Below are 12060 nucleotides of genomic sequence, written 5' to 3' on the forward strand. Positions count from 1 at the left end.
GTGGGGGTACATAATGAAACAACAATTATACGTCTTTCTAAAAGTAGTAGAATTGAAGAGCTTTTCGCGGGCGGCCGAGGAACTCTATATGTCCCAGCCTGCTGTCAGCCAATATATACAATCTTTGGAGCAAAGTTTCGGGACGAAGCTTCTGGAAAGGACCAACAAGGTGTTATCTCTGACGAAAGCCGGTGAAATCGTTTATGTGAAAGGAAAGGAAATTGTCAATCTTTATAATAATATGTATACATTGATCGACGATTTGACCAATCATGCGAACGGACCTGTTAAAATAGGCGCTAGTTATACATTTGGCGAGTATATACTGCCGAGGATTTTGGCAGATCTAAAGAAGGAATATCCGCACATTTCACCAGGTGTACAAATTGCGAATTCAAAGGAGATTATGGAGCTCGTTAAACAGAACAGTTTGGATCTTGGAATCATCGAAGGATCGCAAAAGGGGCATGGGGATCTCACTATTGAAAGCTTTCAGGAAGATAGGCTGCATATTGTTGCCGCACCTTCATTGTACAAGGAATTAGGTGGTGAAGGCATTACACCCGAGAGTTTAGAAACATTAACTTGGATTGTGAGGGAAAGCGGATCGGGGACAAGAGAAGCCGCCGAAACCCTTTTTCGGCAGCTACAGATAAATCCGCTGGATAAATTAGTTTTTGGCAGCACGCAAATTATTAAAGAATCTGTCGAATCAGGGATGGGTATTGCTTTTCTGTCCGAATCCAGTTTTCTGAAAGAGTTAGAGTTGGGGACTTTGATTAAAATTCCGGGAAAAGGCTTTAGGCTTAGCAGGCAATTTTCGATAGTTATGAAAGGGACTTTCCAGACCAAAGCTGTCCAAATAATAATCGAATTATTGAAAAATCATAATCGCATCAAGAAAAAAGCCTCCGTTTAGAAGGCTTTTTCTAGGCGATTTGTTTTCTGGGCAGCGGCGTTTGCTTTGAGGCAAGGTAGTTGGATACTTGGGCGCCGATTGATAGATTGATGATCAAATTTAATATGGGTGCAACCGCTCCTAAGCCTCCAAAAAACTGAAAGGCGAGAATGCCCGCCAATGCTGAATTTGAAAGGGAGACTTGAAACATGGCTGCGATGGCATCGTTCTTTGATGAGAAGGCTTTTTTTGCAATATAATAACTGCTGGCCATGGGGATAACTGTTTGAAGAATGCAAGCCAATATCAATAATGGGAAAAGGTGCATTTCCTCCGCAAAAAAGGATTTGACACTAGCAGTCAGTGTATGGATGACGACCAGCAAGGATAGAGGCGATAAAAACTTGGTCAGATAAACGGTCCGATGAGGCAGCTGAGGAAACAATCTTTGAAGGGTGATCCCTGCTGCCAAAGGTATGATAACAATGACTGCAAATGAGCGTAACAGGCTTAAGAATGAAATAGAAATCGTGCCGGCATCTATTGTGTTCATTGCCAGTGGTGCAATCAATGGACTTAGCCCGACATCCAATAGGGACGACGCGATTACGAGCGAGATATTGCCACCGGCCATGAATGTATATAGTGTTGCTGCTGTTGCGCTTGGGACTGCTCCGGTTAAAATAACGCCTGCTGCTATCTCGGGAACGGATTGGAAAAATAATAATGCCAAGATAATCCCGACTAGTACAGACATAGTCCATTTGAGTAGTACAGTGATAAAAAGTTCTTTTTTCTTATATCTTGTTTCTTTCAATGCAGCGGTGTTCATGGAGAGTCCTGTGAAAAAAATAACAAAACCGAGAAACAGGCTGGGGACCCATGTGGGAACTTTCCAAACGAAAGCGGAAAAATAAGTGGCGACCGCAACAATCGGAATTAAAAGGCTAAGGTATTTCGAAAAAAAATCGGCAAGTAAACGCAAATAAGCCACCCCTTTATATGTATTAAGTCTTATTATTCAGAAAAAACAATTTAAATCAAGATATTATTTGGACGATAAAAAAATATTTCCGTTGTATGTAGAATTAGAAGAATATATAAACAGCAATAATGAAAGCGGATACAACTCGTATTCATTTTACTGAATTGTCAAATAATTATAAAAATAGCTATTGACGGGCAAGAATAATCAGCGTAATATAAGCGACAAATAAGACAACGTTTTACATTTTCAAATAAATATACACAAGTGATGAAGAGGACAATTACCTTTATGGACAGACGGAACAGAGAACCGGGAGGGTGGAAACCGGTACGTGCTGAATAAAGCGAACTCACCTCTGAGCTTCAGCTCGAAACGTTAATGGAGTAAAGCTGAACGGGTGGCAACCAGCACCCGTTACCAAAACAACTAGTGCGCACAATTATGTGCGAATAAGGGTGGTACCGTGGAATGGCGTTCTAACAGCCCCTTCACCCCTTAGCCTTTTCTAAAGATAGGCGTATGTGGGTGTGGGGCTTTTTTGTTTTCCTGAAACAAAGGCAGGTAAAATAGTTAGAATATTGAAAATGCAATTCAGGGGAGGAAGGACGATTGTTTGCGGTCAACAATTTTTGTGGGAGGTTAAGGGAATGACACAGGAAACAGTGATGCCAGTTGAAAATAAGGCAGCGACGAAGAAAACAGGAGCCGACTACTTATTGAATGCTTTGAAGAAGCAGCAGGTCGATCTTATATTCGGTTATCCGGGAGGGGCGGTTCTTCCTATCTATGACGCGCTGTATGATGCCGGGATTGTCCACATTTTGACACGCCATGAACAGGGCGCCATTCATGCGGCAGAGGGATATGCCAGAATTACAGGAAAGCCTGGTGTGGTCGTTGCTACTTCAGGTCCCGGTGCAACCAATATTGTCACCGGATTAGCCGATGCAATGATTGATTCATTGCCTCTCGTGGTGATAACAGGTCAAGTAGCGACTGGCGTCATTGGAACAGATGCTTTTCAGGAAGCGGATGTGCTTGGGATAACGACACCAATCACTAAGCACAATTACCAGGTCAGAAGAGTGGAAGACATTCCAAGAATTGTCAAAGAAGCATTCTATATTGCCTCAACCGGAAGGCCTGGACCTGTGCTAATTGATTTTCCGAAGGATATGGCTACTTTGGCGGATGAATGTGATGAAGATCCAGAATTATGTTTGCCAGGCTACCAGCCGACCATCAAGCCTAATAAATTGCAGATTCGCAAATTGATAGACGCAGTTTCTGCTGCCGAGAAGCCAGTCATACTGGCCGGCGCCGGTATCCTCCATTCCAAGGGATCAGCCGAATTGCTTGAATACGCGGAGCAGCAAGGGTTGCCGGTAGTCCATACACTACTGGGTTTAGGGGGATTTCCCGCAAATCATCCGCAATTTGTTGGAATGGCGGGTATGCATGGTGAGTATGCAGCCAACATGGCTCTTTATGAATGCGATCTATTAATTTCTATTGGTGCCAGATTCGATGATCGTGTGACAGGCAACTTGAAAACCTTTGCTCCTTTTGCAACTATCGCCCATGTTGATATTGATCCCGCTGAGATCGGTAAGAATGTACCGACAGCTATACCTGTTGTAGGAGATGCGAAAGCAACATTGCAAACACTCATAAAAAATGAAGGAGTAAAGGGAGATTACGGAGCGTGGATAAAAAGAATTTCTGCGTGGAAGAATACCCATCCGCTTCAATACGACTCTGCATCAAAGGGAAACCTGAAGCCGCAAAAAGTAATCGAACTTTTGCATCAGTTTACAGAAGGAGATGCAATTGTCGTGACGGATGTTGGCCAGCATCAAATGTGGGCTGCCCAATATTATACTTTCAATAAGCCGCATGCCTGGGTAACATCAGGCGGTCTCGGTACAATGGGATTTTGTTTGCCGGCGGCAATAGGCGCCCAATTGGCCGCAACTGAGAAGACAGTTGTAGCGATTGCGGGAGACGGAGGCTTCCAGATGACATCGCAAGAGTTAGGCGTAATTGCGGAAATGAAATTGCCGATCAAAATGATTATTGTCAATAACCAAGCGCTAGGAATGGTTAGGCAATGGCAGGAAATTTTCTATAAAGAAAGATATTCACATAGCTTGTTGACCAGCCAACCATCCTTTGTCAAATTGGCTGAAGCATATGGAATTAAAGCTTTCCAGGCATCCACAGAAGAAGAAGCAAGAGTTTCTCTTCAAGAAGCCTTTTCTGTTGCTGAACCGGTGTTGATTGATATGAGGGTCGAAGCGATGGAAAACGTATATCCTATGGTTGCTCCGGGCAAAGGCCTGCATGAAATGGAGGGGATTTAAGGCATGAAAGGGATTATTACATTGACTGTTATGAACAGGCCTGGTGTGTTGAACCGCATTACTAATTTGTTCTCGAGCCGGAACTACAATATTGAAAGCATAACAGTTGGCCATTCTGAACAAGAAGGCATTTCCAGAATGACTGTCGTGGTTAATGTGGATGAGGAAAGAATCCTTGAACAGATCACAAAGCAGCTTAATAAACAAATAGATGTCATCAAGGTGACTGAAATGACAAACCAAAGCTTTGTTGCCAGGGAATTGGCTTTGATTAAAGTGTCAGTTACTCCTCCTACAAGGGGAGAAATATATTCGCTGGTGGAACCTTTCAGAGCTTCAGTCATTGATATCAGCAAAGATTCCCTCGTTATCCAAATAACCGGGGAATCAGATAAAGTGGAGGCTTTTATTGAACTGTTGAAGCCGTATGGAATAAAAGAACTGGCAAGAACAGGTACAACAGCCTTCCCGCGAGGCATGCAGAAACATTCCAATGCAGCAAACACATTGTCAATTGTATAACCATTGTCAAAAACAATGTAAAAATAATAATAAAAAGGGAGTTTGATGAAGATGACAGCAAAAATGTATTATAACGGGGACGCTAATAAAGATTATTTACAAGGAAAAACAGTTGCAATTGTAGGGTATGGTTCACAGGGACATGCGCACGCACAAAATTTGCGCGATAGCGGAGTGAATGTTGTGATCGGCCTCCGCAAAGGACGTTCATGGGATAAAGCAGTTGAAGACCGATTTGATGTGTATTCTGTTAAAGAAGCGGTGGAGCAAGCGGATGTTGTTATGATCCTGCTGCCGGATGAAATGCAGCCTAAAGTGTACCATGAAGAAATTGAAGCAAGTTTGACAGCAGGCAAAGCATTGATGTTTGCCCATGGATTCAACGTTCATTTCTCACAAATTGTGCCTCCGAGCGATGTGGATGTATTGCTGGTTGCCCCTAAAGGTCCAGGACATCTAGTGCGCCGTACATATGAACAGGAAGCGGGCGTACCGGCACTGTTCGCGATTTATCAAGATGTGACTGGGGAAGCGCGTGATTTAGCGTTGTCTTATGCATATGGAATCGGCGCATTGCGCGCAGGTGCTCTTGAAACTACTTTCCAAGAAGAAACAGAAACTGATTTGTTCGGTGAACAAGCTGTTCTGTGCGGGGGATTGACTGCACTTGTAAAAGCCGGTTTTGAAACATTGACGGAAGCTGGCTATCAGCCTGAGCTCGCATACTTTGAATGTCTACATGAACTGAAATTAATCGTCGACCTTATGTATGAAGGCGGCTTAGAAAATATGAGATATAGCATCTCCGATACAGCGCAATGGGGAGATTTCGTTTCAGGTCCGCGGATTATTACCGATTCAGTAAAAGCAGAAATGAAAAATGTATTGACTGATATTCAGGAAGGCCGTTTTGCAAAAGGCTGGATCTTGGAAAATCAGGCAAATCGTCCAGAGTTCAATTCAATCAACCGCAGGGAAAATGAACATCAAATCGAAAAAGTGGGCCGCGAACTTCGCAAAATGATGCCGTTTGTACAGCAATCCCATAAGAAGAAAGAGGTGGTCGGTGTTGCGCAAGATTAATATTTTCGATACCACACTTAGGGATGGAGAGCAGTCGCCAGGAGTCAATCTAAATTTCTCGGAAAAACTTGAAATAGCAAAACAACTTGAAAGATTAGGAGTCGATATCATTGAAGCGGGCTTTCCTGCCGCTTCTCCAGGCGATGCTGCGTCTGTGAAGGAAATCGCACGTGTTGTAAAGGGATCATCTGTCACCGGGCTGGCGCGTTGTGTGACGAAAGATATAGATGCGGCATGGGAAGCGTTGAAGGAAAGTGCAGAACCAAGAATACATGTATTTTTAGCTACATCACCAATACATCGTAATTATAAATTGAAGTTATCAAAAGACGAAGTGATAGAGCAAGCTGTAAATTGTGTTAAATACGCTTCTGAACGGTTCCCAATCGTTCAATGGTCAGCGGAGGATGCTGGCAGGACTGAACTGGACTACTTGGCCACAATTGTGGAAAAAGTCATAGCTGCAGGTGCAAAGGTCATCAATATACCAGATACGGTCGGTTACATTACGCCGAAAGAATATGGCGATGTATTCAAATATTTACATGAGCATGTTCCTTCTATAGATAAGGTACAGCTTTCAACCCATTGCCATGATGACTTGGGAATGGCGACAGCAAACTCACTAGCGGCAATTGAAGCGGGAGCAACACAGATTGAAGGAACATTCAACGGTATCGGTGAAAGAGCAGGGAATGCTGCACTAGAAGAAGTCATCCTTGCCCTCTATACCCGGAAGGACCATTACCAAGCTTTCACTGATATTCAATTAAAAGAAATTAAGCGAAGCAGTGACCTAATCAGTAAGCTGACAGGGATGGTCGTTCCAGCGAATAAGGCAGTAATCGGGAATAATGCCTATGCACATGAATCAGGGATCCATCAGGATGGCGTTTTGAAAGAAAAAACAACCTATGAAATTATTTCACCTGAAGTGGTAGGCTTTAGCCTCAATAATATGGTGCTAGGTAAGCACTCAGGAAGACATGCCTTTAAAACTCGGCTAGAAGAATTGGGATTGCAGGTAAATGAAGAAGAAATGAATAAATTATTCAAAACATTCAAAGAATTGGCGGATAAGAAGAAAGAGATGACAGATGACGATTTAGTAGCGCTTGTACTGGAGGAGCGATCAAGCAACACAGAAAAATTCATTGAATTGGTTTCTCTTCAGATCCAATATGGAACGAACCAAGTGCCTACAGCGACAGTCACATTGTCTGGTTTCAACAATGAAATCATCCAGGAAGCTGGAACAGGAGCTGGCAGTATCGAAGCTCTTTACAATACGCTGCAAAAAAGCATCGAAGGCGATGTGGATCTGCTGGATTATCGCATTCAGTCGGTTGGTGCCGGCCGTGATGCTTTAGCTCAAGTCTATGTGAAAATGAACTATATGGGTACGGAAACAAGCGGCCGAGGATTGGCCCAAGATGTACTTGAAGCATCTGCCAAAGCTTATTTAAACGCTATTAATAGAGTGATTTATCTGGAAGGCAATAAAGCAGTCGTAACATCTTGACCTTCTGGATGGCCGGGTGAAATTATTCGAATCATTCGTTTTTCGCTCCGGCCTGTAGTTAACGATGAATAATTCAAACAAAGGAGATGTTCCGTATGGAAAAAGTGATTACTGTATTGCAGGGTGACGGAATAGGCAAGGAAGTAACGAAGGGGGCTGTTGAAGTTCTCAAAGCGGTAGCGCAGCGATACGGGCACTCCTTTCAGTTTGAGTATGGCTTAATCGGGGGTGCTGCCATCGATCAGGCAGGCAATCCGCTTCCTGATGAAACGTTGGAAATGTGCCGAAAAAGCGATGCTGTTCTGCTTGGGGCCGTTGGAGGGCCGAAATGGGATGAGAATCCGTCCCATCTGCGGCCTGAAGCAGGATTGTTGAAAATCAGAAAGGAACTTGGATTGTATGCCAATCTTCGTCCGATCACTTTTTTTAAAAGCTTGGCTGATGCATCGCCTTTGAAGAAAGAATTTATTGAGGGTGTCGATATGATGATTGTCCGTGAATTGACAGGCGGAATTTATTTCGGCAAACCGAGTGAACGAATAGAATGTGAAGGGCAAGAGGCGGTAGTCGATACATTATTCTACAAGCGTGAAGAAATAGAACGCATTCTGGAATTGGCGTTTCAGCTGGCAAGTAAACGGAAGGGAAAAGTGACATCTGTCGATAAAGCAAATGTTCTTGCTTCAAGCAAGCTTTGGCGGGAAGTGGCCATAGACGTAAGCAAAAAATATCCGGATGTTGAATTGGAGCATATGCTAGTCGACAATGCAGCTATGCAATTGATCCGCCATCCTAAACAATTTGATGTGGTAGTCACTGAAAATATGTTTGGAGATATTTTAAGCGATGAAGCTTCTGTATTGACAGGCTCTTTAGGAATGCTGCCTTCAGCAAGCCTTTCTACTGGGCAATTAAATCTGTTCGAGCCAATCCACGGTTCTGCTCCTGATATTGCGGGCAAGGGCTATGCGAATCCGTTGGCAACCATTCTTTCTGCCGCTTCGATGCTTCGATTATCATTCGGCCTTGATGAAGAAGCGCAGGAGGTAGAGAAGGCTGTGCAGGAGGTGCTGGAACTGGGGATTCGGACACGGGATATCGCCCATACCGGCTCAAGAGTGGTCAGTACGGATGAAATGGTTCAGGAAGTGAAAGCTACTATTCTTGACCATGAAGCTATTTCTCATATTATGGGAGCATATGCATAATGATTGTGGGTTAAATGCAGAAAGGCACGCAAGATCCATGCTGCGTGCCTTTTTCTTCAAATGAGTAAAAATCGAATACGGATGTATGTTTATATAGGAGGGGAATTATGGGGAAATCCATTATCGAAAAAATTTGGGAGAATCATATAGTCAGCAGTGAAGCGGAAAAACCGGATCTTATATATATAGATATGCATTATATCCATGAAGTCACATCGCCGCAGGCTTTCGAAGGAATCCGCTTGAAAAAACGGACGGTAAGAAGACCGGACAAGACATTTGCCACAATGGACCATAATGTACCTACAGTCAATAAATATCTGATCCATGATGAAATAGCCAAGAATCAGCTGGCGGCCTTAGAGGCGAATTGCAGTGAATTCAATATTGCATTGGCTGACCTGGATAGCCCGGAGCAAGGAATTGTCCATGTGATCGGACCTGAATTGGGCATTACCCAGCCTGGCATGACGATTGTTTGCGGAGATAGCCATACATCCACTCATGGAGCTTTCGGGGCACTTGCTTTCGGAATTGGAACCAGTGAAGTGGAGCATGTCTTGGCAACTCAAACATTATGGCAAACGAAGCCCAAAACGATGAAGCTTGAAATAAATGGGGAGCTTGGTCAAGGCGTCAGTGCGAAAGATGTAATCCTTTATGTCATTTCTAAATTTGGTGTGAATTTTGGAACAGGCCATGTAATTGAGTATTGTGGCGGTGTTTTTGAGCAAATGTCGATGGAAGAGCGGATGACTGTTTGCAATATGTCGATTGAAGGAGGCGCAAGAGCCGGGCTGATAGCGCCGGATGAAACGACTTTTTCCTATTTAAAAGGAAGGAAATATGCCCCTACAGGAGAGAAGTTTGAGCAATCTGCAGAACGATGGAAGCATTTAAAGAGCGATTCCGATGCAACCTATGATACGTACATCACTCTTGATGGTGAGGAAATTGCGCCGATGGTCAGCTGGGGTACAAATCCAGGCATGTGCAGCGCTGTGAGCAAGAATGTGCCGACCTTGTCTGAGCAGGCGTCGGAGGGGAAACGTTCGGAGCTGGAACGAGCCCTAGCTTATATGGGATTGCAAGAAGGCATGCCTATTTCATCTATACCAGTTCAGCATGTGTTTATAGGATCCTGCACAAACTCCCGTATCGAGGACTTAAGAGCTGCTGCAGAAGTAGTAAGGGGCAAACAAGTAAAAGCTGGAGTACGGGCAATGGTGGTCCCTGGTTCACAGCAGGTAAAGAAACAGGCTGAAGAAGAAGGGTTGGCCGACCTTTTTACTGCGGCTGGATTTGAATGGAGAGAATCAGGCTGCAGTATGTGCTTGAGTATGAATCCAGATGTTGTTCCTTCGGGCGAGCATTGCGCATCCACTTCCAATAGGAATTTTGAAGGCAGGCAAGGGCAGGGAGCCCGTACCCATTTAGTTAGTCCAATTATGGCAGCGGCGGCAGCCTTACATGGCACTTTTGTAGATGTTAGAGAGTTGCTGGGCCAGTCTGAACAAACAATTTGAAATGATCAAACGAATAGGAGGTTTCAGGAATGGAGCCGTTTAAACAATATAATGGAAAAACAGCGGTATTGAATCGGGTGAATGTCGATACCGATCAAATTATCCCAAAGCAGTTCTTAAAAAGGATTGAACGGACTGGTTTTGGAGAATTTTTATTCTATAATTGGCGTTTCAATGAAGATGGAACCAAGAATGAGCAATTCGAGCTGAATCAGCCGAATGCCATGGGGGCCAGCATCTTAATAGCCGGCGATAATTTTGGTTGTGGTTCATCAAGAGAGCATGCGCCATGGTCGTTGGCGGATTATGGTTTCAAAGCTGTCATTTCATCGTCATTTGCCGATATTTTTTACCAAAATTGCCTTAAAAATGGGTTGCTGCCTATTAAACTATCTTCGGGGGAATTGGAAGATCTCATTAAACGGTCCCAACAGGTGGAGGATTATCAACTATCCGTTGATTTGCCTGGCCAGATCGTTAAAGATGAAGCAGGGTTCTCTGCATCGTTTGATATCCATCCTTATTGGAAGGAAATGCTGGTAAATGGCTGGGACGAAATATCGATTACTCTGCAGTATGATGAACAAATTACTCAATATGAGCAAGCAATCGGGAGTAGATGATCTCCGATATTTCCATAAATTGTACGGACAATAAAAAAGCATCCTCAATTCAATTATTGAGGGTGTTTTTTCTGTTTGAAGGCTTTCAGGCTGCTGTTGCTATGGCGGAAAGGCCAGTGGGGATGAAGATGAAATGTTTTAAACTGTGGCAAAAAAGAAAAATAAGGTTTGAAAGGGTGTTTTTGTGTTAAGGAATAGAACATGTTAAACTGTATGGTAAATTCAGAAGAATCAAGGCGGAATGTCAGTCATGAAAAATAAGAAAGAGACCGGTAATATTATTCCTTTTCCCGGCTTGGAAAAAAGGCTGGTCGAAAAAGGATTAGACTCCATCGTTGAAAAACGGTTCAAGGAAGCCCAGCCGCTTTTATCAGAAGCATTGCAATTCAATCCGGAAGATTATAACGCCAGATTTGGTTTAATTGTCGCCAGTTTGGAAATGGGGCAATATCTCGAAGCTAGGCAGCATTGCGAGTTTTTACTGAAAAATGGCCTAGGGGATTATTTCAAAACAGTTGAAATGTATATTATGATTCTGCTGCAACTACAGGAATACGAAGAAATGGAAGGCATAATTGCTGCACTCCTGGATGAGGGCCATGTGCCAACTGATAAAGAGGAACATTTTCAAAGTATGCTGGAATTCAGCAGGAAAATGGCATCGCAAATACCTCATGAAGAAGAGGAACCGCTATTTTCCGATGAAGGAACGAACCTAGCAGATCTTTCTTTACAGGAGCAAATGCTGTTGGTACAGCAATGGAAAGATGGAAATATCCGTATACATATACCGGAGATAAGGGAATATCTGTGTTCGGAGAAGGGGCATCCTTTTATTAAAACAATCATGCTGCTGCTGCTTAGAGAGCAGGAAGTGCAGGGAGATTTCGAAGTCCATAAATGGTCAGAATTGAAAACGGTCAGCCCTTTATCGCTGGATGATGTTCACGAGCGCCCATTTTATAGGGAAATAACGTCTCTCCTGGAAGATGTACTTGGAAGCATGGATCCATCACTTGCCCAATTAGCCATTCAATTAGTGGAAAGGCAGCAGTTCATCCTGTATCCTATGGAGCCGGAACAACCATTTGGAAAATTTGCGGCCGCGTATCATATGATGTCGCTAAACTATTTCGGAACTGAGTGCGATATGGACGAAATAGCAGGTTTATATGGGTGCGGAGAGGCTGAGGCGCTAGATGCCCTCGCGTTTATCGAGCAGATAGAAGAAATTTCTTCTATATAATATTTAAGGTTAAGCTGTTGAAAGAAAGTGAAGCTATGATATAATGTAATGGTTGTAATAGAATAGTTACAAATAATGCCA

10 protein-coding genes and 1 other annotated feature are annotated in these 12060 nt (G+C 43.4%); of the genes, 9 read left to right on the plus strand and 1 reads right to left on the minus strand.

What is annotated here, in order from left to right; genetic code table 11:
* Positions 1-13: 13 nt before the first annotated feature.
* Positions 14-919: a LysR family transcriptional regulator gene (locus ABC357_RS03175; RefSeq protein ID WP_412886107.1), complete on the plus strand. Its 906-nt coding sequence runs from the start codon at positions 14-16 to the stop codon at positions 917-919.
* A 10-nt stretch (positions 920-929) separates the two neighbouring features.
* Here ABC357_RS03175 and ABC357_RS03180 read toward each other — a convergent pair whose 3' ends face one another.
* Positions 930-1883, minus strand: a complete 954-nt coding sequence (locus ABC357_RS03180; RefSeq protein WP_412886108.1) for a bile acid:sodium symporter family protein — start codon at positions 1881-1883, stop codon at positions 930-932.
* A 261-nt stretch (positions 1884-2144) separates the two neighbouring features.
* Positions 2145-2377: a binding site (T-box leader), on the plus strand.
* A 156-nt stretch (positions 2378-2533) separates the two neighbouring features.
* Between ABC357_RS03180 and ilvB the strand changes: the two genes are divergently transcribed.
* The 8 genes from ilvB (at position 2534) to ABC357_RS03220 (ending at position 11979) form a co-directional block, all read left to right on the plus strand.
* Positions 2534-4249, plus strand: a complete 1716-nt coding sequence (ilvB, locus tag ABC357_RS03185; RefSeq protein ID WP_412886109.1) for an acetolactate synthase large subunit — start codon at positions 2534-2536, stop codon at positions 4247-4249.
* Positions 4250-4252: 3 nt separating this feature from the next.
* The gene (gene ilvN / locus ABC357_RS03190) at positions 4253-4771 is read left to right on the plus strand and encodes an acetolactate synthase small subunit (RefSeq protein WP_412886110.1); all 519 of its coding nucleotides are present in this window, start codon (positions 4253-4255) and stop codon (positions 4769-4771) included.
* Positions 4772-4822: 51 nt separating this feature from the next.
* Positions 4823-5854, plus strand: a complete 1032-nt coding sequence (gene ilvC / locus ABC357_RS03195) for a ketol-acid reductoisomerase (RefSeq protein ID WP_412886111.1) — start codon at positions 4823-4825, stop codon at positions 5852-5854.
* The gene (locus tag ABC357_RS03200; protein WP_412886112.1) at positions 5841-7376 is read left to right on the plus strand and encodes a 2-isopropylmalate synthase; all 1536 of its coding nucleotides are present in this window, start codon (positions 5841-5843) and stop codon (positions 7374-7376) included. The genes ilvC and ABC357_RS03200 overlap by 14 nt, the downstream gene beginning before the upstream one ends.
* Positions 7377-7471: 95 nt before the next feature.
* Positions 7472-8584: a 3-isopropylmalate dehydrogenase gene (gene leuB / locus ABC357_RS03205; RefSeq protein ID WP_412886113.1), complete on the plus strand. Its 1113-nt coding sequence runs from the start codon at positions 7472-7474 to the stop codon at positions 8582-8584.
* A gap of 107 nt (positions 8585-8691) precedes the next feature.
* Positions 8692-10110, plus strand: coding sequence for a 3-isopropylmalate dehydratase large subunit (gene leuC, locus ABC357_RS03210; RefSeq protein WP_412886114.1), 1419 nt, complete (start codon positions 8692-8694; stop codon positions 10108-10110).
* 29 nt (positions 10111-10139) lie between these two features.
* Complete coding sequence (gene leuD / locus ABC357_RS03215) at positions 10140-10733, plus strand: 3-isopropylmalate dehydratase small subunit (protein WP_412886115.1); 594 nt, start codon at positions 10140-10142, stop codon at positions 10731-10733.
* A gap of 250 nt (positions 10734-10983) precedes the next feature.
* Positions 10984-11979, plus strand: a complete 996-nt coding sequence (locus tag ABC357_RS03220; RefSeq protein ID WP_412886116.1) for a tetratricopeptide repeat protein — start codon at positions 10984-10986, stop codon at positions 11977-11979.
* The last annotated feature ends 81 nt before the right edge of the window (positions 11980-12060 follow it).

Source organism: Bacillus kalamii, from assembly GCF_047238185.1.
GTDB lineage: Bacteria > Bacillota > Bacilli > Bacillales > DSM-1321 > Bacillus_AD.